A 21,869-nucleotide genomic window follows, 5' to 3' on the forward strand; every position below is an offset into this window, starting at 1 on the left:
GAGGGGCCCGGCCCGCAATCCCGACATAGACGCCGCCCGGGCGATTTTCAACCCTGCTTGACCAATTGTGCGCTTTTGATATTAATGTGATATCACTTTAAACAAGGACACGCCCGATGGCCGAGTCGCACCTTCCGATGAATTCCTCCCGGGAATCCACAGGCTCCAGCATGAACGGCTACTTCATGCTGCTGATCTTCCTGGGGATCATGGCCGCGATCCTGCTGGCGCTGTTCTCGCTGGCCGGCATCGACCCGTCACCGGGCGGAGTCCTGGGTTTCTTCGCCTTCATCGTCCCGGCCATCGCTGCCGAAGTGCTGATCGCCGCGGGCTTCTACATGATCCAGCCGAATCAGGCGGCGGCCATCACCCTGTTCGGCTCCTATCGCGGCACGGACCGGGTTGCTGGGCTGCGCTGGGTCTGGCCGTGGATGGCCAAGCGCAAGATCTCCGTGCGCGCCAACAATGTCGTGTCCGAAAAGCTCAAGGTGAACGACTTGCGCGGCAATCCGATCGAGATCGCCACCAATGTGGTCTGGCGCGTCGCCGACACGGCCCAGGCGCTTTACGACGTGGACGACTACAAGGCCTTCGTGAACGTGCAGATCGAGGCCGCCGTGCGTTCGATCGGCTCGCGCTATGCCTATGACGATGTCGAGGATGCCGAGATCACCCTGCGCGGCAGCCATGCCGAAGTGAACGCGGAACTGCGCGCCGAACTGATCGAACGCCTGCGCGTGGCCGGCATCACGGTGGACGAATGCGGCCTCACCCACCTGGCCTACGCGCCCGAGATCGCCGGCGCCATGCTGCGCCGCCAGCAGGCCGAAGCCGTGATCGGCGCGCGGCGCAAGCTGGTGGAAGGCGCGGTCTCGATGGTCGAGATGGCGCTTTCGCAGCTCTCGGAAAAGAACGTGGTCGAACTCGACGACGAGCGCCGCGCCGCCATGGTCTCGAACCTGATGGTCGTGCTCTGCGGCGAGCGCGACACCCAGCCGGTCGTCAATACCGGCACGCTCTACCAGTAAGGCGACCGGGCGGATGGCGAGTCCCGGCAAGAAAGCATTCGCCCTGCGGCTGGATCCAGCGCTTCATGAGGCGCTGGAACGCTGCGCCGCGGCCGATTTCCGCTCGGTCAACGCCCAGGTCGAAGTGCTCCTGCGCGAGGCGCTGTCCCGGCGCGGTCTCAAAGTGGATGTCAGCGAGCCCGCACGCCGGGGACGCCCGCCCACGGCGACGGAAGAAACGGAGGACGAGGCATGATGCACGAATCGCTCGACGACGGCGCCTGGTTCGCACCCAAGCGCTTCGGTATCGGAGTCGGCCTGCCGATCGCCTGGCAGGGCTGGCTGCTGCTGGCCACCTATTTCGGGGCGCTGGCTGGGACGAAAGGGCTCATGCATTCCGGTTTGGCTGGCAGCCGGCCTCTGGCCTTCGCGCTGTTTCTGGCCGCCACTGCCGTCTTCCTGGTCGTGTCGCACCGGCATACGCGCCGCAGGACGGTCTCAGCCACGGCCGAGGCCAGCCTGGCGGACGCCGCGAGGACATCCGACCAGGACACGCTGTTCCTGTGTTATCGAAGCGGCTTGAAATTCACCTGCCAGCCGCGCGGCCGGGCCGGATGGTTCGCACTCGCCGCCTGGACGCTTCCCCTCCTGCCGATGAGCTTCTGCCTGGCCTGGCTGCTCCTGCGCTTTCCGGAAAGCGTCCTGCCGATCGCGATCGGCTTTTCGCTGATCGTGCTGTTCTGGTCGGCGGTCATGGTGTTCTGGATCCTCAKTCGCAGCGAGATGATCGACCTGAAGGCGCTGCCGAAACCACCCCGCCGGGGCAAGCGCGGACCGGGGCAACGATAGCACCGGGGCTTGTCCCGCTGTGGGACGCAGCGAAACGGGCGCCTGCGTTGCCCCGCGAAGACGCTAGACCTCCCGCATGAACCGTTCCGCCCGACTCGCCCTCGCCTTTGGCATCCCCTTGCTCGCAGCCGCTCCCGCCGCCGTCTCGTTCGGGCAGGCTGCCGACAATGCGCCTTATACGGTGGCGGAAACCGGGCGCGGCTTCACCCGCCTGCAGGACGCGGTCGATGCCATCGGCGACGGCAGCGGCACGATCCGCTTCGCCTCGCTGCGCTTTTCCGACTGCGCGGTGCAGAGCAAGGGCGAGATCACGTACCAGGCCCAGGTCCCCGGCCAGTCCGTGCTCGACGGCAAGGCCTGCGAAGACAAGGCGGCGCTGGTGCTGCGCGGGCGCGCTGCCCGGATCGAGGGCATGGTCTTCGCCAATATCCGCGTGCCCGACAAGAACGGCGCGGGCGTGCGGCTCGAACACGGCGACCTCTCGGTGTCGCAGGCCTGGTTCCGCGACAGCGAACAGGGCCTGCTGAGCGGCGAGGATCCCCAGGGTTCGATCCGTATCGACAAGTCGACGTTCACCCGCCTCGGGACCTGCGAAGGCTCAGGCTGCGCGCACGCGGTCTATATCGGCAATTACGGCGCGCTCACGATCACCCGCAGCCGCTTCGAGGCGGGAACCGGCGGCCACTACGTCAAGAGCCGCGCGGCGCACGTCGAGATCACGGATTCCAGCTTCGACGATGCCGCCGGCCGCGCGACCAATTACATGATCGACCTTCCCGAAGGCGCCACCGGGCGCATTGCCGGCAACTGGTTCGTACAGGGACGCGACAAGGAGAACTACTCCGCCTTCATCGCCGTGGCCGCAGAGCACCGCAGCCACCCTTCGGCGGGGCTGACGGTGGAAGGAAACAATGCCCGTTTCGCGCCCGGCATCGACCGCAACAGCGCTTTCGTGGCGGACTGGTCCGGCGAGCCACTGAAGATCGGCCGCAACACCCTCGGCACGGGAATCGCCGGGTTCGAGAAGCGCTGAACGCCATCTGCGCTGGACCGGCGACCGGGCGGACAAGCGCGCGCCTCGATCCGTCATTTTCGAGCGTGTCGGGTTGTGCTGGCCGCTGGCCCAGGTTCCGTTGGCTGACCGGAAACCAGGCCGGGGCCGCGGGATGGACGCTGAAACAGGATCAGGATGACGCGCCTGGGAGTGCGTTGCCTCGACCGAATCGGGCACGGGGCCGTTTCAGGTAACGGAGCGCGCGCTCCGGACGCTTACAATATATGCCCGGTCCGGTCCCGCTTGGTGTCGAGATAGCGGGCATTGTGCGGGTTCGGCGGCAGCTGGTGCGGTACGCGCTCCACCACCTCAACGCCCACGCCTTCCAGCGCCGCGACTTTGGCCGGGTTGTTGGTCATCAGCCGGATCGCCGAGACGCCCAGCAGTTCGAGCATCCGCGCCGCCACCGGGAAATCGCGCGCCTCCGTGGGCAGGCCCAGGCGGTTGTTGGCGTCCACCGTGTCGTAGCCGAGGTCCTGCAGGCTATAGGCCCGCAGCTTGTTGACGAGACCGATGCCGCGGCCTTCCTGCCGCAGATAGAGCAGCACGCCCCAACCACCCTGCTTCGTTTCCTCGGCCATGGCGCGCAGCGCGGCGTCCAGCTGCGGGCCGCAATCGCACTTGAGGCTGCCGAGAATGTCGCCGGTCAGGCATTCCGAGTGGAGCCGCACCAGCGGTGCCCGGTCGCCGTCCTGGGTGCCGATCACCAAGGCGACATGCTCGCGCAGGTCATCCAGCGCGCGGAATGCGACGATCTCCGCCTCTTCGCAGGCTGCCACCGGCAGGCGCGCGCGCGAGGCCACGACCAGGCGGCTGGTGTCCTTCCACTCGGCCAGGTCGGCGGGAGCAACCGTCTGCGCTTCCCCCCCGATGTCGGGCGCCACGAGGAACGCGGGCAGGATGCCGGCGAGTCGCGCCAGTTCCATGGCGGTTCGCGCCATGTCCATGTCGCCGATGTGCTCGGCCGCGAACGGCCCCTTCATGGGATGCGCAAGGTCAAGCGCGGGGTCTGCCACGGCGCGGGCGGTCTCGAGATCGAAGGGCTCTGCCGCGCGGATCAGCACCGGCGCCTCGGGCACGGCCGCTTCGCGCTGGTTCGCCAGTTTGAGCGTGACGGCGCGGGCAGCGGAGATCAGCATGCGCGGCGCCGTAACACCCGGCGCGAACCCGGTCTCGGCGGGAAGCAGGACGGCGCCGCTTCCCTCGCCTTCCGGCCCCATCCGCACCGGCCAGCCATGGCGCAGCGCATCGAGCGCCAGCGCCACGCGGCGGGCACCTGCGGAAGGCAGCGCCTTCCCGGGTGCGTCGGCGCTCAGAGTTCGAACTCGGTGATCAGCGGGACGTGGTCGCTCGGCTGCTCCCAGCGGCGCGTTTCCTCGACGAAGCTGTGCGCGCGGGCCTGCTTCGCCAGGTCGGGCGAGGCCCACATGTGATCGAGCCGGCGGCCCTGGTCCTTCTGCCGCCAGTAGCTGCGGTAGGACCACCAGGAGTAGTTGCGCTCGGGCGCGGGAATGAATTCACGGCCGAGGTCCACCCAGCCATGGGCATCGCGGAAGCGCGCCAGTGTCTCCACCTCGATCGGCGTGTGGCTGACGACCTTGAGCAGCGCCTTGTGGTTGTAGACGTCCGATTCGAGCGGGGCGATGTTGAAGTCGCCTACGATCAGCGTGGGGCGGTCCACTTTGTCCGCCCAGCGCGTCATGCGTTCGAGGAAGTCCAGCTTCTGCCCGAACTTCAGGTTCACCTCGCGGTCGGCGATGTCGCCGCCGGCGGGGATGTAGACGTTCTCCAGGATCATGCCCTGCCCGGCGCCCTGAAGCTCCACGCCCACATGGCGCGCCTCTCCGTTGTCCTGCCAGTCGTAGCGGCTGAACTCTGTGAACGGCACGCGGCTGACGGTGGCCACGCCGTGGTAGCCCTTCTGCCCGTGGATCGCGCGGTGGGTATAGCCGAGTCGCTCGAACATATCGTGCGGGAAGAGATGCTCGGCGACCTTGATCTCCTGAAGGCAGAGCACGTCGGGCGACTGTTCGGTCAGAAACCGCTCGACCTGATCGATGCGAAGGCGGACCGAATTGATGTTCCAGGTGGCAATCTTCATGCCGCAGGCTTTAGGCATGGCGCCCCGCAATTGCCAGAGGGCGTGCCCCATCTTCTGAAGTGCTTGGGAATGATCTGCCCTTGCGGACTTGTGGATTGTGGGGTTGTGGATTGGCTCAGGCCGGAGCGAGAATGGTGCTGTTCGAGAACCGGAGCGCAGCGGCCTTCTGGCCGTGAGCACCGGAAGCGCAGAACAGTGCCGTTCGCAGCCCGGCATGGGCCAATCCACAACCCCACAAACAAAAACCCTCGGTCCGGGGGCAGAGGACCGAGGGTTCATGTAAGCGTTCGTCACGCTAAATCAGAGGACCCTTGTGGAGGCGTGGGCAACAGGGGGGAAACCCGCCTCGAGCCGCTCTGACCATTTCAATCTAGGCGCTGTTGGCTTGCTGCCAAGTGAACGGAATTCAGAAAAGTGTCGCATTCCGTCGCAGCCAGCGGGCAACTCGCGACCAAGCGTTCCCCCTTATCGACGAGACCTATCGGCGCGTCCGGGGACGCGGATCGTTCCAGCGGAAATCGTTGTCGGAGACCGGAACGCCGTAGCGCTGATTCGACAGCGAGATCGTGGTGCGCTTGTTCTGCGAATCGAGCGAGACCCAATAGGTCAGCTCAAGCCCGCCGGGCGCGGACGCCTTGCGGGTGAAGATCAGGGTGATCACGCCATATTCGGGATGCGAACGATCGCGGACCTCGATGCTGACGACATTGGGATTGCCGGTCTGCTTGACCGAACCGTACTTGGCGACATCGCGCTTGGGATCGAGCAGCGCGCCGAGCGGGCTGTTGCTGATCGGCCAGCGCTGCACCTGCTTCACCGAGTAGTCGATCATGGTCAGCGCCTTGCCGTCGCTGACGATCAGCATCTGGGCGCTTTTCTCGTACTGGAAGCGGATCTTGCCGGGACGCATGAGCGTCAGCTCGCCGGTCAGGCTCTGGCCGTTACGGTCGGTCTGGACGAAGTTGGCCTTCATCGTCGAGATCGCGCGCAGCGCTTCGACGGCCTGGCTCAACTGCGCCGCATCGGCGGACGGGGCCGCGAGCGCGGGCGTCGCCGGAAGGAGGGCAGGAACGGAAAACGCGGCCGCGCCAAGAAAAACCTGGCTGGCCGCGCCTACGCAAGAGCGAAAGATCTTGAAGGTGCGGTTCATAATGCTCCCATTGGGTTTGCAGGCTTGAACCGCCCCTGAATTGTAAGGTTCCGAAGAACCTTACTTGATCTTGGCTTCCTTGAACTCGACGTGCTTGCGCACGACGGGATCGTACTTGCGGAAGTTCATCTTCTCGGTCGTGTTGCGCGGGTTCTTCTTCGTGACGTAGAAGAAGCCGGTGTCGGCGGTCGAGACAAGACGGATCTTGACGGTTGCGGGCTTCGCCATGGCGGTTTCCTGTATCTCTCGTTTCAGCCGCCCTGGCCGGCCGGCGTTCCGTTGAAAAATTTCAGGGCGGCAATCGAGCGCCGCCCCTCAAGGTTGCGGCCCATGCGATAGTGGCAGGCCAAAGTCAAGCGGAAGAGGCTTGATTCACTCCGTGTCGAACGGCTCGATCGGCTTCAGAACGCCGAATTTCTCGTTGTACGGCGCGTGATTCAGTTTCGGCATCTTGATCGTCTGCGGCTCGACCTTGGTGTCCGGCAGCCGGTCCAGCAGGTCGCGCACGAGGGTGAGGCGGCCGATTCGCTGGTCGTTGAAGTCCACCACCGTCCACGGCGCGTGCTTCTTGTGCGTGGCCTTGAGCATCGCCTCGCGCGCCTTGGTGTACTCCTCGTACTTCTCGCGCGCGGCGACGTCGATCGGCGAGAGCTTCCAGCGCTTCAGCGGATCGTCGAGACGTTCGTGGAGTCGCTCCTCCTGCTTCTCCTGGTCGCAGGACAGCCAGTACTTGAACAACAGGATGCCATCGTCGACGAGCATGCGCTCGAACACCGGGACCTGCTTGAGGAAGCGCTTCACTTCGGAGCCGGTGGCGAAGCCCATGACCTTTTCCACGCCGGCGCGGTTGTACCAGCTGCGGTCGAACAGCACGATCTCGCCGCGGGTGGGCAGATGCTCGACATAGCGCTGGAAGTACCACTGGCCCTGCTCGCGCTCGCTGGGCGCGGTGAGCGCCACGGTGCGGCACTGGCGCGGGTTGAGCTGGCCGCCGACGGCCTTGATCGCCCCGCCCTTGCCCGCCGTGTCGCGTCCCTCGAACAGGACGACGATGCGGGCGCCGGTGGCGGAGGCCCAGCGGGCCATGCCCACCAGCTCCTCCAGCATCGGCTCAAGCTGCCTTTCGTAGTCCTTGCGCCCCAGTTTCTGGCCGAGTTTCTTGTGATCGTCCTCGGCCATGGCGTAAATCCCTGATCAGACCCGCGAAAGCAGGAAGAGTGCGAGTGCGCCCGCCACGATACGATACCAGGCGAACGGTGCAAAGCCCGAGCGGCTCACGAAAGCCATGAAGGCCTTGATGACCACCAGGGCCACCACGAACGAGACGACGAAGCCGACGCCGATCTCTCCCCAGCCCACCGGGCCGGTGCCGGCCATCAGCTCCTCGTGGTGCTTGAGCAGTTCCAGCGTCGTGGCGCCGACCATCGTGGGCACGGCAAGGAAGAAGCTGAACTCGGCCGCCGTGCGGCGCTCGATACCCATCGACAGCGCGCCCATGATCGTCGCGCCCGAACGGCTGACGCCCGGAACCATCGCCAGGCACTGCGCAAAGCCTACGCCGATGCACTTGATGGCGGGAAGCTCGGAAACGCCGGTCAACGGACCGGGCTTGGCCACTTTCTCGATCCCCAGGATGGCGATGCCGCCGATGATAAGCGCCCAGGCGACCACGGCAGGTTCGCCCAGCAGTCCCTCGATGTAATTATTGAGCAGCAGGCCCAGCACGGCCGAGGGAATGAACGCCAGCAGCACGTTGCGCACGAAACGGATCGAGGCGGGGTGGAGCTTGAGCAGGCCCATGCCCACCGCCCAGAACGTGCGCCAGAACTGGACGATGACCGCCAGGATCGCGCCGAGCTGGATGACGATGTTGAAGGTCGCCCACTGCGAGGCGTCATAGCCGAACAGGCGGGTGGCGAGGATGAGATGGCCGGTCGAGGAGACGGGCAGGAACTCGGTGAGGCCCTCGACAATGCCGAGGAGGATCGCGGTAAGGGTGAGGCTCATGGGCCGCAGGTCATGCCGGACGCACCGGCCAAGTCAACCCGCTGCGCGGCTCTCTAGTACCTATAGTCGTTCAGAAAATACGGTTTGGCGCGTTTTGGACCAAATGCAGCGCACGGCGAAGTTCGCCAGAAGAATTCAGGGCCCGGTCGCTATCCGACCGAGCCCTGTTTTCTTACAGTTTCCTTACCAGATGCGCACGCGCTCGGCGGGCGGGAGGTAAAGAGCGTCGCCGGGCTTCACGCCGAAGGCCTTGTACCATTCGTCGAAGTTACGAACGATGCCGTTGATGCGGTAGTGCGCGGGCGAATGCGGGTCGGTGATGAGCTGCTGGCGTACCGATTCCTCGCGGTACTTGCTGCGCCATACCTGCGCCCAGGCCATGAAGAAGCGCTGGTCGCCGGTCAGGCCGTCGATCACCGGGGCTTCCTTGCCGTTCAGCGAGAGCTTGTAGGCGCGGTAGGCCAGGCTGAGGCCGCCGAGATCGCCGATGTTCTCGCCCATGGTCAGCTTGCCGTTGACGCAGGTCTTGCCGTCGTCGAACGGGCAGAAGCTGTTGTACTGGGCTTCCAGCTTGTCCTGCAGCTTCTGGAAGTTGGCCTTGTCGGCCGGTGTCCACCAGTCGCGAAGGTTGCCGGTGCCGTCGGACTTGGCGCCCTGGTCGTCGAAGCCGTGGCCCATTTCGTGGCCGATCACCGCGCCGATGCCGCCATAGTTGACCGCAGGGTCGGCCGAGACGTTGAAGAACGGCGGCTGGAGAATGGCGGCCGGGAACACGATCTCGTTATAAGGCGGATTGTAGTAGGCGTTGACCGTCTCGGGCAGCATGAACCATTCGGTCTTGTCGACCGGCTGGCCGATGCGCTTCATCTGGTCGTCGTTCTCCCACGAACCCGCAGCGATGGCGTTGCCGAGCGGATCGGTGGCCGAGAAGGTCAGGCCTTCGTATTCCTTGAACTTCGCCGGGGCGCCGATCTTGGGCGTGAAGGCGTTGAGCTTGGCTTCGGCCTCCTTGCGCGTTTCCGGGCCCATCCAGGCGAGGCTCTGGAGGTTCACCGCCATGGCCTTGCGCAAGTTGGAGACGAGGTCGGTCATCGCCGCCTGCGCTTCGGGCGGATAGTACTTTTCGGCGTAGATCTTGCCGACCAGTTCGCCGGCCATGCCTTCCACCGCCGCAACGCCGCGCTTCCAGCGAGCCCGCTGCTCCGGCTGGCCGCTCATGGTCTTGCCGTAGAAGGCGAAAGTGGCGTCATCGATGTCGGTGGGCAGGACCGAGGCATTGCTGCGCAGGAAATGCGCGGCGAGCCAGGCCTGCCAGGTGGCCACCGGCACTTCGGAGATCAGCTTGCCCACTTCCGGCACGCCGCCGCCGAACAACGTCTGCGCCTTGGCGGGATCGATGCGGGCGGCCTTCAGCTCTTCGGCCGTCGGCGGCATCTGGTCGACGATGATATAGGCTGCCTTGCCGGCGCCCATGGTCTCGACGAAAGTGCGCATCAGGCCAGGCGCGGCGAGCACTTCGAACTCGGCGACCGTCAGCTTGTTGTAAGTGAGGTCCGGGTCGCGGCTGGCAGCGCGGTCCCACTGGGCCTTCGCCAGGCGGGTTTCGAGCGCGAGCACCGATTTCGCGGYCGATCCGGCGTCGGCATAACCGGCCTTGCCGAGCGCGAAGGTCAGGTAATCGAGGTACTTCGCGCGCAAGTCCTGCGAGCGGGCGTCGTTCTTCAGGTAGTAGTCGCGGTCGGGCAGGCCGAGGCTGCCGACACCGACTTCGAAGGCATTGACGTCGCTCTGCTTGGCATCGGCGGTCACATAGGCGCCGAGCGGCGAGGCATAGCCGGGCGCCGCGAAGATCTTCATCAGGTCGTCAGGCGTCTTGGCGGCGAAGATGCGCTCAAGGTAAGGTTGCGCGGGGGCGAGGCCGGCCTTGTTGATGGCATCCACGTCCATGAAGGCGGCATAGGCTGCCTCGACACGGGCGGCATCGGTGCCGGCGGCGGGCTTCGAGGCGATCAGGCCGTCCATGATGCCGTGCACGCGCTGTTCCGAAAGGTCGCGCAGCGCCGTGAACGAGCCCCAGTTGGTGCGGTCTGCCGGCAGCACGACGGCGGCTTCCCACTTGCCGTTCACGAACTTGTCGAAGTCCGCGCCGGCCTTGGCGGCAGGGTCCTGCCACTGGGTCTGGATGCCGGACTTGCCCCAGTCCATCTTCGCCGGATCGATCTGCATCGGATCCGAGGAGGCCGGTGCATCGGCCAGGGCCGGCATGGCGGAAAAGCTGAGTGCGGTAGCGAGCGCCGTCGAAGCGAGCACCCGGCCGAGAATGCGGGTCATGGTCCCACCCTTTCTGAATTGCATGACACGAACGGTCTGGCGACAGGCCGGAACGGCCCACCGATGATGGCGCAACATAATTGCCATATTCGGCAACGCCAGCCCTGAAATGCAGTTCGTCGGGGTGAGTCAGCCGTTCGTCGAACGGGAGAAAGCGGCCACTGCGTCGGAATCGAACTGGAGCGACGCCAGCCGGGCATAGAGCCCGCCGGCCTGGCTGAGGCTCTCGTGCGTGCCCTGCTCGGCAATGCGCCCGCCGTCCATCACCACGATCCGGTCGGCCTTGCGCACCGTGGCCAGGCGATGCGCGATCACCAGGGTGGTGCGGTGCTCCATCAGGCGTTCGAGTGCATCCTGCACCAGCCGCTCGCTTTCGGCATCGAGCGCGCTGGTCGCCTCGTCCAGCAGCAGGATCGGCGCATCGCGCAGGAGCGCGCGGGCGATGGCGATGCGCTGGCGCTGGCCGCCGGAGAGGCGCGCGCCGTCTTCTCCCAGGAAAGTGTCGAGCCCTTGCGGCAGCTCGCGCAGGAAGCCTTCCGCATTGGCGGCGCCGGCCGCCTGCCAGATGGCCGCATCGTCGGCCTGCCAGTTGCCATAGCGCAAGTTGTCCCGCGCGGAGGCGGCGAAGAGCACGCCTTCCTGCGGCACCAGCGCGATCCGCTGGCGGATCTCGGAGGGATCGGCGGAGGTCAGCGGCACGCCGTCGATCTTGATGGCCCCGCTCTGGGGATCATAGAACCGCTCGGCCAGCTGGAACAGCGTCGACTTGCCGGCGCCCGAGGGGCCGACGATGGCCACGGTCTCGCCCGGCTCGATCGACAGGGTGAAATCGTGCAGCGCCGCCATTTCCGGGCGCGAGGGGTAGCGGAAAGTCACGCGCTCGAAGGCGAGCTTGCCGCGGCCGGGCGAAGGCAGCGTCAGCGGACGCGCAGGCGCCGAGATCGTGGGATGTTCGCTCAGCAGCTCGGCCAGGCGGCTGGCCGCTCCGGCCCCGCGCACAAGGTCTCCGTAGACTTCGGTGAGCGAGCCGAAAGCGCCGGCAACGATGCCCGCCGTCACCACGAAGGCGGCGATCGTGCCGCCGGTGATCGACCCCTCGGCCACGCCGATCGCGCCGCGCCACATGATGACGGTGATCGAGCCGAAGATCAGGAACATGATCACCGCCGTCATCACCGCGCGCAAGGCGATGCGGCGCTTGCCGGTTTCGAACGTGCGTTCGACCGCGCCGGAAAAGCGCTCCATCTCGCGCCCTTCCTGGTTGAAGGCCTGGACCACGCGCAAGGCGCCGAAGACTTCGCTGGTGGTGGCGCCGATATCGGCCACGCGGTCCTGGCTCTGCCGGGCGACGGCACGCAGGCGGCGGCCGAAGGCGGCGATGGGCAGGATCACCACCGGGATCGCGACGACCAGGCCCAGCGTCAGGTGCGGGGCCAGCACGAAGAGATAGGCCACTCCGCCCGCTGCCATGATCGCATTGCGCAGCGCCACCGAGACCGTGGTGCTCACCACCGTCTCGACGATGGCGGTATCGGCCGTCATGCGGGAGGCGATTTCCTTGGGGCTGTTTTCCTCGAAGAAACTGGGCGAGAGCGTCAGCAGATGGCGCTGCACGCGCAGGCGCACGTCGGCCACGACGCGCTCGCCAAGCCAGGAAACGCTGTAGAAGCGCACCGCCGTCGCCACGGAAAGCACGATCACCACGCCCAGCAGCATGATGAACCACCAGCGGATCGCCGCCGGATCCGCGCCTTCCGCGAAACCCTGGTCGACGATCTGGCGGAAACCGTAAGGGATCGCGAGAGTCGAAGTGGCCGTGGTCAGCAGCGAAAGCCCGGCCACGGCCATGCGGCCGGGGTAGTGGAACAGTTCGCGCCAGACCATGCGCAAGGCGCCCAGACTGCGCGGGCGCTTGCCTGCTTCCGGACCGCGCGCTTCGGCGCTGCCGGCCCCTGCGGCGGGGGTCGCCTGGCCCGTTGCAGCGTTCTCGTTCTCGGGCGGCCGTGCCTGCCCCGCGTTGGCATCCATGCGCGCCCTTAACTTTTCCTTGGAAAACGTCCCCACCGGAGCGTTTTCGGACCGGCAGGTGCCGGAATGGTCGAACGGGCTCTTATCGCGTCCCCGGCTTGAGGAAAAGGTGTATGAAATGCGCCTTTACGATCAGCATGATCGCCGCGCTGGGCCACCTGGCTGCGCGCGATTTCGTTTATGCCGCATTGCACAAGCAACGATTCGGTATCAAATGGCGTTGATAACCACGCAGGATGGCCGGGGTCGCTTCGCCGTCCGGGAGACGCACTTTGCTTTACAACGCCTACGAATTGCAGCGCACCATGCTGAGCGGGGCCGCCGCCTGGGCTTCGGTAGGTGCCGAACTTCTCTCGAACCCCGCCCTGCCGATGGGCTATTTCGGGTTCGGCCCGGTCATAGCCTCGGCGCTGGACGTCTTCGCCCATGCCGCCGCCCCGCGCGGAAAGCCGGCCTTCGACATCGAGAACGTGACCACGGGCGGCAAGTCCTACCCGGTCACCGAATCGATCGTGCTGCGCCGCCCCTTCGGCGACCTGATCCGCTTCACGCACCCCGGACTGGCCAAGGACGCGCCGAAGCTGCTGGTGGTCGCGCCGATGAGCGGCCACTTCGCCACCCTGCTGCGCGGCACCGTCGCCCGCATGCTGGAAAGCTGCGAGGTCTACATCACCGATTGGGCCGACGCGAAGCTGGTGCCGGCCGATGCCGGCCGCTTCGATCTGGACGACTATATCGACTATGTGATCGGCTTCCTCGAACACATCGGCCCCGGCGCGCACATGCTCGCCGTATGCCAGCCTTCCGTTCCGGCTTTCGCGGCTGCGGCGATCATGGGCAAGCAGGAGCATCCCTGCCGCCCCGCCACGCTCACCATGATGGGCGGCCCGGTCGACACCCGCGAGGCGCCCACCAGCGTCAACGACGTGGCGATGCAGCAGCCGCTCTCGTGGTTCGAGAACAACGTCATCGCCACCGTTCCGCTGAACTATCCGGGCGCCGGACGCCGGGTCTATCCGGGCTTCCTGCAGCTCGCCGGGTTCATGGCCATGAACCTCGGCAACCACATGATGAGCCATTACGGCATGTTCAAGCACCTGGTTTCCGGCGACGGCGAAGGCGCGGCATCCACCAAGGCCTTCTACGACGAATATCGCTCGGTCTGCGACATGACCGCCGACTATTACCTCCAGACCATCGAGCACGTCTTCCAGAAGCACTCGCTGCCGAAGGGCGAATTCGTCCATCGCGGCGAGCGGATCGATCCTTCGGCGATCCGCGACACGGCGCTGCTGGCCGTCGAGGGTGAGCGCGACGACATTTCCGGCATCGGCCAGACCAAGGCCGCGCTCAAGCTGGCGACGCACCTGCCCGATGACAGCAAGAAGTACCTGCTGGCCGAGAATGTCGGCCACTACGGCATCTTCAACGGCAGCAAGTGGCGCACCCGCATCGCCCCGGTGCTGGAAGACTGGATGCGCCAGCACGCGCGCAAGCCGGCCAAGACCGCAGCCTGACGAATCGCGGGTTCGCGGGCCCGCTTTCAGGGCTGGTTCGCGAACGCGTTCAAAACGTTTGAAGGGCGGGGGACTTCGGTTCCCCGCCCTATCCACAGCGCGAATCGTCCTTAACGACAAGGCGGTTGGCGCTTGCGGCAATCCGCACCCCTGGCGGGAACCGATCCGACAATCGCGCTAGAAAGTTCCCCGCGATTAGGTTAACTTACCGGTATGGAACAGACGTTGGGTCGGCGTGCTGTCCTCATGGGCGGGTTGGTGGCAGGCGCAAGCCTTGCATTGCCATCGCGTGTGCTGGCAGCAGAAAATCTGGTAGGAACAGCGACAGGACAGATCGGTCCTGCCGGAGTGCAAATCGGCCCTGCGGGAGCAGCTCCGATCGGCATGGGCGCGGTGCCGAGCGCCCTTACGCCCTACCAGCGCCGCGTGCTGGACGTGGCATCCCGCCAGGTGCAGCGCCTTGGCACGCAGATCTGGCGCCATGACCTGGTCGGCATCGCCGATTTCGCCCAGCCCTCCTGGAAGCCGCGTCTTCATTTCGCCAATATCGAGGCGGGCACCGTGCGCTCGTTCCTGCTTGCCCATGGCCGCGGGTCGGATCCGATGCACAGCGGCTGGCTGCAGAGCTTTTCCAACATGCCCGGCTCCGAAGCCACCTCGCGCGGGGCCTTCCTCACTTGCGAGTGGTATTCGGGCAAGTACGGCACCTCGATCCGCCTCAAGGGGCTGGACAACGACAACTCGATGGCGCTGGAACGCGCGATCGTTATGCATCCGGCCTGGTACGTCGATGCCGCCATGATCGAGAAGTGGGGCAAGCTCGGCCGTAGCGAGGGCTGCTTCGCCATGAGCAATACCGACTTCAACGAGGCGCTCTGGCACCTTTCGGGCGGCCGCCTGCTCTTCGCGGACCGAATCGGCGAATACTGAATCCCGTTCATCACGGCATGCCGAAATCCGCCATACCGAAGTCGGGTGCGGTGGATTAGACACCCTTGAGGCAGGGTGTTACGGGTCGTTCATGGACGGAAATCTCGCGGGATTCAGGAAAGACGCGCCCACCGATGCGCGGCAGGTGCGCTCACGCAAGGCGCTCAACGCAGCCATGCTGTGCCTGCTGGAGGAAAAGGCCTTCGACCAGATCACCATCCGCGAGATTTCGGCGCGGGCGGGAACCGGTTACGCCACTTTCTTCCGGCACTACCCCACCAAGGAAGCGCTGCTGGGCGATGTCGCCTCCGAGGAGATCGCCGGTCTGCTGGCGCTCTCCATCCCGCTCCTTCACAATGCCAACAGCTACGAATCCACCTTGGCGCTCTGCACTTACGTCGGCGAGCACAAGGCGCTGTGGTCTGCCCTCCTGGGCGGCGGCGCGGCGGCCATCGTACGCGACGAATTCATTCGCCAGGCGCGCGGCCTGATCGAAGGCGTGGCCCGCCCGGCCGACTGGCTGCCGCAGGACCTGGGCGTGGTGCACGGCACCGGCTCCACCATAGACATTCTCGCCTGGTGGCTCACCAAGGGCCAGGACCAGAGCGCCGCGGATGTCGGCCGTATCCTGCACCGGCTGGTCATCGCCCCGCTGGTCGGCGACCATGTCGAAACACGGGCGCGCCCGGCGGCGGCAGCAGAATGACGACACTGGGATGATCCCATGAGCGGCGAGATCGAAGGCGCGGACTGGCCGCTCTTCGGCTGGGTGGACGATATCCGCGCGCCGCTTGCGGAAGCCCGCCGCCGCGGCCGCCCCGCCGCCCTCGCCACGCTTTACAAAGTAGAAGGCAGCGCCCCGCGCGGTCCCGGCGCGCAGATGCTGTTCGTGGAGCCGGGCGGACCGGAAGAGGCGATCGCCGCCAGCGGCTATTTCTCGGGAGACTGCATCGAAGGCGATGTCGCCAGCCATGCCGCGCATGTCCTGGCGGACGGCATGCCCCGGCACCTCCACTACGGGGCGGGCAGCCCCTGGATCGACATTCGCCTGCGCTGCGGCGGCGCCCTCCACGTCCTGGTCGAGCGGCTCGCGCCGGACTCGGCCGCGGCCGGCGATGTCCTGCACCATGCCGAAGCGCGCAGCGCCTGCCGCTGGCACAGCGACGGCAAGACGCAGCAGGTCACGCCGGACCGCGGCCCGCTGCTCGATTTGCACGAGGCCCCGTTCTCGCTGGCGCGCCGCTACGATCCGCCGCGCCGGCTGATCGTCTCCGGCGGCGACCCCGGCGCCCTGGCCGCCGCGCAACTGGCCGCGCTTTCCCAGTTCGAGACGATCCTTCTGCGCCCGGACGGCCCGCACGAACCGCCGCCCTTCGCGGTCTCCCGCTATCTGCGCACCGAGCCGGCAGCGGCACTGGCCGAGCTGGGGGTGGACCGCTGGACCGCTTATCTCGGCGCCACGCACGAGGATCATCACGACCTCGGCGGATGCCTGGCTGCGCTCCGGGGCGGGGCCGGTTATGTGGGCATGATCGGCGCCAGGTCCCGCGCCGGGGCGCGTCTGGCCGCGCTGGAAGCGGCAGGCGCAACGCCCGGGGAACTGGCAAGGCTGAACCTTTCGCCGGGGGTCGCCGGGCTCGGCAAATCGCCCTGGGAAGTGGCCACCGGGATCGTCGCGGAAATCATGCAGGCGCTGAACCCCGCCCACGAGCGCGCGTGAAACGCCCCGGCACTTTGGCGGCACTGGTGCTGGCCGCCGGGGCCTCGCGCCGGTTCGGGGGCGACAAACTCTCGGCCCCGCTCGATGGCGAGCCGCTGCTGTTCCACGCCATCCGTGCCGCCCGCGCCGCGCCGGTGGCCCGCGTCCTCGTCGTGGCGCGGCCGGGGCTGGACTGCGGCGCCTGGCCGGAAGGACCGCCGGTGGAAGTGCTGCGGATCGACAGCCACGCGCTGTCCGAATCGCTGAAGGCGGGAATCGCCGCGCTGGACGAGGCCGAGCAGGTCTTCGTGTTCCTGGGCGACATGCCGCGCGTGCCTCACGGCACGGCATCGCAACTGGCATCGGCGATCGGAGGGGGCATTGCCGCCCTGCCCCGTCACGGCGGTCGGCCCGGTCATCCGGCGCTGCTGTCTTCCCGCCTGTTTCCCGAAATCGCCGCGCTTACGGGCGATCAGGGCGCTGGCCGGTTGCTGCGGGACCGGTTGCGGCTTGGACTCGACGATGTGGTGTTCGTGGAGAGCGACGATGCCGCGATCCATCTCGACATCGATCGCCCGGAAGATCTTTCGGCGCTGACGAGCCGGCCGGTCAGGCCCTCACCGGGCACCTGATACGGCACCTGACACGGGAACGGCGCGGATCAGGCCGCGCCACCCCATGCTCAGGCGCTGCCGGTCTGGCTCGACAGCAGCGCGGGATCGATACCCTCGGCCCGCCAGGTCGCGGTCCAGCGGTCATCCACCGCGGTATCGAACAGGATCTCCGGATGCGGATCGGCCGCATACCAGCCGTGCTGCCGCATCTCGCCTTCGAGCTGGCCCGGCGCCCAGCCGGCATAGCCCAGGGACATCAGCCAGCGCTCCGGCCCTCGCCCCTCGGCGATCGCGCGCAGCACATCCATCGAGGCGGACAAGGCGCAGAGCGGATGCACCTCGATCGTATCGCTGCCGCCCCATTCGGTGGAATGAAGAATGAACCCGCGCCCCGGCTCCACCGGCCCGCCCTCGTGCACTTCGCAATCCGGCGCGACGCCAGGGTCGATGCCCAGCTCGTCGAGGATTTCGTGGAAGCGGACGCCTTCGCGCAGCCGGCCGATGCCGATGCCCAGTGCGCCGTTCTCGTCATGCACGCAAAGTACGCTCACGCTGTGGTCGAAGCGGGGATCGAACATGCCCGGCATCGCCAGAAGGAGTCGCCCGGCAAGGAATTGTTTCTCGGTCACGGGGGCAAATGTAAGCCCTTCGCAGGGGACGGCAAGCCGCTTGCACTTTTCCCGGCGGGAATCGCGCTTTATGCCTCGCCGCCAAGCAAGGGAGGAAATCGCGAGTGAGCCTGCTGTTCGAACTGCCCGAAGTCCCCGCCGTCCCCGTTCTCGGGGAAGAAGCCCGCTACCCGGTGCGCCGCATCTTCTGCGTCGGCCGCAACTACGCCGCCCATGCGCGCGAACTCGGCAATGCCGTGGACCGCGAGGCGCCGATCTGGTTCACCAAGGCCCCGGCCGCGCTTTGCCATTCCGGCACGGCCATCGCCTATCCGCCCGGCACGCAGGACTGCCACTACGAGATGGAACTCGTCGTCGCCATCGGCGGCCATGGCTTCGAACTGGCGGCCGAACAAGCCATGGACCTGGTCTACGGCTATGCCTGCGGCCTCGACATGACCCGGCGCGACCTCCAGAACGCCGCCAAGGCCAAGGGCTATCCCTGGGACACCGGCAAGGACTTCGAGAACGGCGCCGTCATCGGCCCGATCACCCGCGCCGATGCCTTCGGCCAGCCGGGCGAGCAGCGCATCTCGCTCGCGAAGAACGGCGAGACGAAGCAGGAAGCCCCGCTCTCCGAGATGATCTGGAGCCTGCCCGAGCTGATCGCCGACCTCTCCCGCCTCTATCACCTAGCCCCCGGCGACCTCATCTACACCGGCACCCCTGCCGGCGTCGGCCCCGTCGCGCCGGGCGACCGGCTGGAAGGCCGCGTCGAGGGACTGGAGCCGGTCGTGCTCGCGATCGATCCCGCCTGACGTGACCCGTCCTCACCACCGCGCCGCATGGCTGGCGGGCTGCGCCGTCCTTTTCACCGCCCCCGCCATGGCCGAAGAGGCCGCCGACGCCGGCCAGACGCCAGGCACGCCGATCGTCGTCACCGGACACGGCCTCGAATCGGGGCCGGCCACCCCGGCCTACGATGTCGAGACGATCGAGCGCGACGCGGTGATTTCCAGCGCGTCGGGCCGGATCGAGGACGTGCTGAACGCGGTCGCCGGTTTCGCGCAGTTCCGCCGCTCGGACAGCCGCTCGGCCAATCCCTCCTCGCAAGGCGCCACGCTGCGCGCGCTGGGCGGCAATGCCTCCAGCCGCACGCTCGTGCTGCTGGACGGCGTACCGATCGCGAACCCGTTCTTCGGCTATATTCCCTTCAGCGCCATCGCACCCGAGCGGCTCTCCGCGATCCGGGTGACACGCGGCGGCGGATCGGGTGCCTTCGGATCGGGCGCGGTGGCAGGCACCATCGAGATGACCAGTGCGGGTCCCGACCAGATCGGCATGTTCCAGGGCTCGGCGCTCGTCAACGATCGCGGCGAGACCCAGGCTTCGGCCACGGTCGCACCGAAACTGGGCGCAGGCTTCCTCGTCGCCAGCGTGCAGTGGGACCGGGGCGAAGGCTTCTGGACCACACCCCGCGACCAGCGCGTCCCCGCTTCCGCCCGCGCCGCCTATGATAGCTGGTCCGCCTCGCTCCGCGCCGTCGCGCCGATGAGCGATACGGTGGAACTGCAGGCCGCCGCGCTGGCCTATGGCGATGCGCGCACGCTTCGCTTCAAGGGGGCGGATTCCACCTCCGACGGCCAGCAGGCCTCGCTGCGGCTGGTCGGCCGGGGCGCGTGGCAGTTCGACGTGATCGGCTACGTTCAGGCGCAGGACTTCTCGAACGTGGTCATCAGTTCGAGCACGTATCGCAAGACGCTCGACCAGCATCGCACCCCCACCACGGCCATCGGCGGCAAGGCCGAACTGCGCCCGCCGGTGGGCGAGAATCACGTCCTGCGAATCGGCAGCGACTTGCGCCTGACCGAGGGCAAGCTGCTGGAACTGCCCTATAACGCCAGCGGCGCCTTCACGGCCGTGCGCCGCGCCGGAGGCAACCAGTCCGACCTCGGCTTCTATGCGGAGGACGACTGGACCCTGGGCAAGCTCGTGCTCACCGCGGGTGGTCGCGCCGACCGCTGGACGATCCGCAACGGGTTCTACCGCTCGGTCACCCCCACCGGCGCCGTGACCGAGAACGATTCCTATGCGAATCGCTCCGGCTGGATGGGCAATGGCCGCGCCGGTCTGGTCTGGCACGCCGGCAAGGCCGTGAGCCTGCGCGCCGCGGCCTATACCGGCATGCGCCTGCCCACGCTCAACGAACTCTACCGCCCCTTCGTGGTCTTCCCGGTCACCACCGAGGCCAATGCGGCTCTCAAGCCCGAACGCCTGCGCGGTTATGAAGCGGGGATCGACATCCAGCCGCTTGCGGCGCTGACCCTGTCGCTCACCGCCTTCGACAACAAGGTGAAGGACGCCGTCGCCAATGTCACCGTGGCCACCAACACGCGCGAGCGGCAGAACGTGAACGCGGTCCAGGCACGCGGGCTGGAAGCCAGCGCGGCGCTGGATCTCGGCACGGTGCGTTTCGACGGTTCGCTGGCCTGGACCGACGCCAAGGTCAGGGCGGACGATCCCGATCTCGACGGCCTGCGGCCCGCCCAGACCCCGAAATTCGCCGCCAGCGCCACGCTCGCCTGGCTCCCGCGCGAGGGCTGGCGCCTGGCGGCGACGCTGCGCCATGTCGGCGCGCAGTACGAGGACGATTTGGAAACATACGTGCTTCCGGCCGCGACCACGCTGGACGGCTATGTGCAATTGCCCGTGGCCGGTCCCGTCTCCGTGGTCCTGCGCGCCGAGAACCTGACGGACGAGACCATCGTCACCCGCAACCAGGACGGCTCGATCGATCTCGGCACCCCGCGCACGTTCTGGGCCGGTCTGCGCGTGGCGCTTCGTTGAGGGCGATCGGTGCGGCGCGATTCGCAATCGGCACGACAGGCCGTGCATGAGCACCGGCCCGTCGCACGGCGCGCACTGGCGCAGCGGCGCCTGCACGCATAAGGAGGCCGGATGCCGCGCCTGACCGTCAACGATCACCCGGTCGAAATCGCCATGGACCCGCAGACCCCGCTTCTTTGGGCGCTGCGCGACGGAGCGAATCTGACCGGCACGAAATATGGCTGCGGCGTGGGCGACTGCGGCGCCTGCACAGTCCTGGTCGATGGCGGCGCCTTGCGCGCCTGCCTCGTGACACTGGGCGAGTGCGAGGGGCGCTTCGTCACCACCATCGAAGGGCTTTCGGCCGACCGCTCGCACCCGATGCAGCAGGCCATGGTCGCCGAACAGGCGATCCAGTGCGGGTTCTGCACGCCCGGCATCGTCATCGGCGGCGCCGCGCTGCTCGCCCGCAATGCCAATCCCAGCGAGACGGAGATTCGCGAGGCGCTCCCCAATCTCTGCCGGTGCGGCGTCTATCCGCGCCTGGTCGCCGCCGTCCAGCGCGCCGGCCGGGTCATGCGGCGCGAGGAAACCATCAGCGCCGCCCCGGCCCCCGGCATCGCCCCGCGGGATGCCGCGAGGGCGGTTCCGGCCATGGCGCCCCTGAAACCGGCGTCCACACCGACATCCCAGGCACAACAGGAGAAGCGCCCGTGAAGGCAACCATCTGGCACAACCCGAAATGCGGCACTTCGCGCAAGACCCTGGCCGTCCTTGAGGAAACGCCGGGCGTCGAGGTCGCGGTGATCGAATATCTCAAGACCCCGCCCTCGGCGGAAAAGCTGGCGCAACTCTACCGCGATGCCGGCATCACGCCGCAGCAGGGCCTGCGCCTGCGCGGCACCGATGCGGCCGAGCGCGGCCTTCCGGATGCCGACGATGCCACCGTCCTGGCGGCCATGGCCGCCGAGCCGGCGCTGATCGAACGTCCCCTCGTGGAAACCGAAAGGGGCGCCAGGCTTTGTCGTCCTCAGGAAAAGGTCCACGAGATTCTGTAATCCCCACGTAACATTGGCCGACGCTCGCTTGCATTGTCGGCCTCGATCTGTCACCGAATCGCCCTTCGCCGGACGACAACAAAAGCGAGA

General features: G+C 67.1%; 22 protein-coding genes. 13 read left to right on the forward strand and 9 right to left on the reverse strand.

The features are described from left to right. Positions 1-116 precede the first annotated feature (116 nt). From AB4Z00_RS13955 to AB4Z00_RS13970, 4 genes are all read left to right on the forward strand, one after another. Positions 117-1,028, forward strand: coding sequence for an SPFH domain-containing protein (locus tag AB4Z00_RS13955; RefSeq protein WP_442046348.1), 912 nt, complete (start codon positions 117-119; stop codon positions 1,026-1,028). Positions 1,029-1,041: 13 nt separating this feature from the next. Continuing rightward, a complete protein-coding gene (locus AB4Z00_RS13960) occupies positions 1,042-1,263 on the forward strand; it encodes a toxin-antitoxin system HicB family antitoxin (protein ID WP_132265147.1) in 222 nt (73 codons plus the stop codon). After that, positions 1,260-1,856 (forward strand): hypothetical protein, encoded by a 597-nt coding sequence (locus AB4Z00_RS13965; protein ID WP_442046349.1) that lies wholly within the window; start codon positions 1,260-1,262, stop codon positions 1,854-1,856. The genes AB4Z00_RS13960 and AB4Z00_RS13965 overlap by 4 nt, the downstream gene beginning before the upstream one ends. A 76-nt stretch (positions 1,857-1,932) precedes the next feature. After that, positions 1,933-2,889 carry a right-handed parallel beta-helix repeat-containing protein gene (locus tag AB4Z00_RS13970; RefSeq protein WP_314464733.1) on the forward strand — a complete coding sequence of 319 codons (957 nt, stop codon included), beginning with the start codon at positions 1,933-1,935 and terminating at the stop codon, positions 2,887-2,889. Between the two features lie 236 nt (positions 2,890-3,125). Here the strand turns inward: AB4Z00_RS13970 and ribA are convergent, their stop codons facing one another. The 8 genes from ribA to AB4Z00_RS14010 all read right to left on the reverse strand — a co-directional run bounded on the left by ribA (position 3,126) and on the right by AB4Z00_RS14010 (position 12,527). After that, positions 3,126-4,175, reverse strand: coding sequence for a GTP cyclohydrolase II (gene ribA / locus AB4Z00_RS13975; RefSeq protein ID WP_442046350.1), 1,050 nt, complete (start codon positions 4,173-4,175; stop codon positions 3,126-3,128). A gap of 47 nt (positions 4,176-4,222) precedes the next feature. After that, positions 4,223-5,011 (reverse strand): exodeoxyribonuclease III, encoded by a 789-nt coding sequence (gene xth / locus AB4Z00_RS13980; RefSeq protein WP_132265141.1) that lies wholly within the window; start codon positions 5,009-5,011, stop codon positions 4,223-4,225. Positions 5,012-5,489: 478 nt separating this feature from the next. Beyond that, positions 5,490-6,161, reverse strand: a complete 672-nt coding sequence (locus AB4Z00_RS13985) for a LolA family protein (RefSeq protein WP_132265139.1) — start codon at positions 6,159-6,161, stop codon at positions 5,490-5,492. A 60-nt stretch (positions 6,162-6,221) separates the two neighbouring features. Further along, complete coding sequence (rpmG, locus tag AB4Z00_RS13990; protein ID WP_039391223.1) at positions 6,222-6,389, reverse strand: 50S ribosomal protein L33; 168 nt, start codon at positions 6,387-6,389, stop codon at positions 6,222-6,224. A 144-nt stretch (positions 6,390-6,533) separates the two neighbouring features. Then, entirely contained in the window at positions 6,534-7,340 is an 807-nt protein-coding gene (gene ppk2 / locus AB4Z00_RS13995) for a polyphosphate kinase 2 (protein ID WP_134095242.1), read from the reverse strand. 15 nt (positions 7,341-7,355) lie between these two features. Further along, positions 7,356-8,168 (reverse strand): undecaprenyl-diphosphate phosphatase, encoded by an 813-nt coding sequence (locus tag AB4Z00_RS14000; RefSeq protein WP_442046351.1) that lies wholly within the window; start codon positions 8,166-8,168, stop codon positions 7,356-7,358. 183 nt (positions 8,169-8,351) lie between these two features. Continuing rightward, positions 8,352-10,499, reverse strand: a complete 2,148-nt coding sequence (locus AB4Z00_RS14005; RefSeq protein ID WP_442046352.1) for a M13 family metallopeptidase — start codon at positions 10,497-10,499, stop codon at positions 8,352-8,354. A 129-nt stretch (positions 10,500-10,628) separates the two neighbouring features. Then, positions 10,629-12,527, reverse strand: coding sequence for an ABC transporter transmembrane domain-containing protein (locus AB4Z00_RS14010; protein WP_132265131.1), 1,899 nt, complete (start codon positions 12,525-12,527; stop codon positions 10,629-10,631). Between the two features lie 272 nt (positions 12,528-12,799). On the opposite strand from AB4Z00_RS14010, the gene AB4Z00_RS14015 reads away from it, so the two are divergent. The 5 genes from AB4Z00_RS14015 to AB4Z00_RS14035 all read left to right on the forward strand — a co-directional run bounded on the left by AB4Z00_RS14015 (position 12,800) and on the right by AB4Z00_RS14035 (position 17,305). After that, positions 12,800-14,044, forward strand: coding sequence for a polyhydroxyalkanoate depolymerase (locus AB4Z00_RS14015; RefSeq protein WP_442046353.1), 1,245 nt, complete (start codon positions 12,800-12,802; stop codon positions 14,042-14,044). 348 nt (positions 14,045-14,392) lie between these two features. After that, positions 14,393-14,974 (forward strand): murein L,D-transpeptidase catalytic domain-containing protein, encoded by a 582-nt coding sequence (locus tag AB4Z00_RS14020; protein WP_442046354.1) that lies wholly within the window; start codon positions 14,393-14,395, stop codon positions 14,972-14,974. Between the two features lie 91 nt (positions 14,975-15,065). Then, the gene (locus AB4Z00_RS14025; protein WP_132265127.1) at positions 15,066-15,680 is read left to right on the forward strand and encodes a TetR/AcrR family transcriptional regulator; all 615 of its coding nucleotides are present in this window, start codon (positions 15,066-15,068) and stop codon (positions 15,678-15,680) included. Between the two features lie 18 nt (positions 15,681-15,698). Continuing rightward, positions 15,699-16,694: an XdhC family protein gene (locus AB4Z00_RS14030; protein ID WP_132265125.1), complete on the forward strand. Its 996-nt coding sequence runs from the start codon at positions 15,699-15,701 to the stop codon at positions 16,692-16,694. Next, positions 16,691-17,305, forward strand: coding sequence for a nucleotidyltransferase family protein (locus tag AB4Z00_RS14035; protein WP_132265123.1), 615 nt, complete (start codon positions 16,691-16,693; stop codon positions 17,303-17,305). The genes AB4Z00_RS14030 and AB4Z00_RS14035 overlap by 4 nt, the downstream gene beginning before the upstream one ends. Positions 17,306-17,355: 50 nt before the next feature. Here AB4Z00_RS14035 and AB4Z00_RS14040 read toward each other — a convergent pair whose 3' ends face one another. Then, positions 17,356-17,874 carry a YqgE/AlgH family protein gene (locus AB4Z00_RS14040; protein WP_431568360.1) on the reverse strand — a complete coding sequence of 173 codons (519 nt, stop codon included), beginning with the start codon at positions 17,872-17,874 and terminating at the stop codon, positions 17,356-17,358. A gap of 146 nt (positions 17,875-18,020) precedes the next feature. Here AB4Z00_RS14040 and AB4Z00_RS14045 point away from each other — a divergent pair, with 146 nt between their 5' ends. From AB4Z00_RS14045 to arsC, 4 genes are all read left to right on the forward strand, one after another. After that, positions 18,021-18,713 (forward strand): fumarylacetoacetate hydrolase family protein, encoded by a 693-nt coding sequence (locus AB4Z00_RS14045; RefSeq protein WP_132265119.1) that lies wholly within the window; start codon positions 18,021-18,023, stop codon positions 18,711-18,713. A 67-nt stretch (positions 18,714-18,780) separates the two neighbouring features. Next, a complete protein-coding gene (locus AB4Z00_RS14050) occupies positions 18,781-20,742 on the forward strand; it encodes a TonB-dependent receptor (protein ID WP_442046509.1) in 1,962 nt (653 codons plus the stop codon). 111 nt (positions 20,743-20,853) lie between these two features. Beyond that, positions 20,854-21,438 (forward strand): (2Fe-2S)-binding protein, encoded by a 585-nt coding sequence (locus AB4Z00_RS14055; protein WP_132265117.1) that lies wholly within the window; start codon positions 20,854-20,856, stop codon positions 21,436-21,438. Beyond that, positions 21,435-21,779 carry an arsenate reductase (glutaredoxin) gene (gene arsC, locus AB4Z00_RS14060; protein WP_132265116.1) on the forward strand — a complete coding sequence of 115 codons (345 nt, stop codon included), beginning with the start codon at positions 21,435-21,437 and terminating at the stop codon, positions 21,777-21,779. The genes AB4Z00_RS14055 and arsC overlap by 4 nt, the downstream gene beginning before the upstream one ends. Positions 21,780-21,869: the final 90 nt, after the last annotated feature.

This window comes from Novosphingobium sp. YAF33 (assembly GCF_052113265.1).
Lineage (GTDB): Bacteria > Pseudomonadota > Alphaproteobacteria > Sphingomonadales > Sphingomonadaceae > Novosphingobium.

Excerpts from the sequence above, each read along its gene's own strand:
- AB4Z00_RS14000 (WP_442046351.1), bottom strand. The coding sequence starts at position 8,168 with ATGAGCCTCACCCTTACCGCGATCCTCCTCGGCATTGTCGAGGGCCTC.
- AB4Z00_RS13970 (WP_314464733.1), top strand. The coding sequence starts at position 1,933 with ATGAACCGTTCCGCCCGACTCGCCCTCGCCTTTGGCATCCCCTTGCTC.
- ppk2 (WP_134095242.1), bottom strand. The coding sequence starts at position 7,340 with ATGGCCGAGGACGATCACAAGAAACTCGGCCAGAAACTGGGGCGCAAG.
- AB4Z00_RS14055 (WP_132265117.1), top strand. The coding sequence starts at position 20,854 with ATGCCGCGCCTGACCGTCAACGATCACCCGGTCGAAATCGCCATGGAC.
- AB4Z00_RS13985 (WP_132265139.1), bottom strand. The coding sequence starts at position 6,161 with ATGAACCGCACCTTCAAGATCTTTCGCTCTTGCGTAGGCGCGGCCAGC.
- AB4Z00_RS13960 (WP_132265147.1), top strand. The coding sequence starts at position 1,042 with ATGGCGAGTCCCGGCAAGAAAGCATTCGCCCTGCGGCTGGATCCAGCG.
- AB4Z00_RS14050 (WP_442046509.1), top strand. The coding sequence starts at position 18,781 with ATGGCCGAAGAGGCCGCCGACGCCGGCCAGACGCCAGGCACGCCGATC.
- AB4Z00_RS14025 (WP_132265127.1), top strand. The coding sequence starts at position 15,066 with ATGGACGGAAATCTCGCGGGATTCAGGAAAGACGCGCCCACCGATGCG.
- rpmG (WP_039391223.1), bottom strand. The coding sequence starts at position 6,389 with ATGGCGAAGCCCGCAACCGTCAAGATCCGTCTTGTCTCGACCGCCGAC.
- xth (WP_132265141.1), bottom strand. The coding sequence starts at position 5,011 with ATGAAGATTGCCACCTGGAACATCAATTCGGTCCGCCTTCGCATCGAT.
- AB4Z00_RS14030 (WP_132265125.1), top strand. The coding sequence starts at position 15,699 with ATGAGCGGCGAGATCGAAGGCGCGGACTGGCCGCTCTTCGGCTGGGTG.
- AB4Z00_RS14040 (WP_431568360.1), bottom strand. The coding sequence starts at position 17,874 with ATGCCGGGCATGTTCGATCCCCGCTTCGACCACAGCGTGAGCGTACTT.
- AB4Z00_RS14010 (WP_132265131.1), bottom strand. The coding sequence starts at position 12,527 with ATGGATGCCAACGCGGGGCAGGCACGGCCGCCCGAGAACGAGAACGCT.
- AB4Z00_RS13955 (WP_442046348.1), top strand. The coding sequence starts at position 117 with ATGGCCGAGTCGCACCTTCCGATGAATTCCTCCCGGGAATCCACAGGC.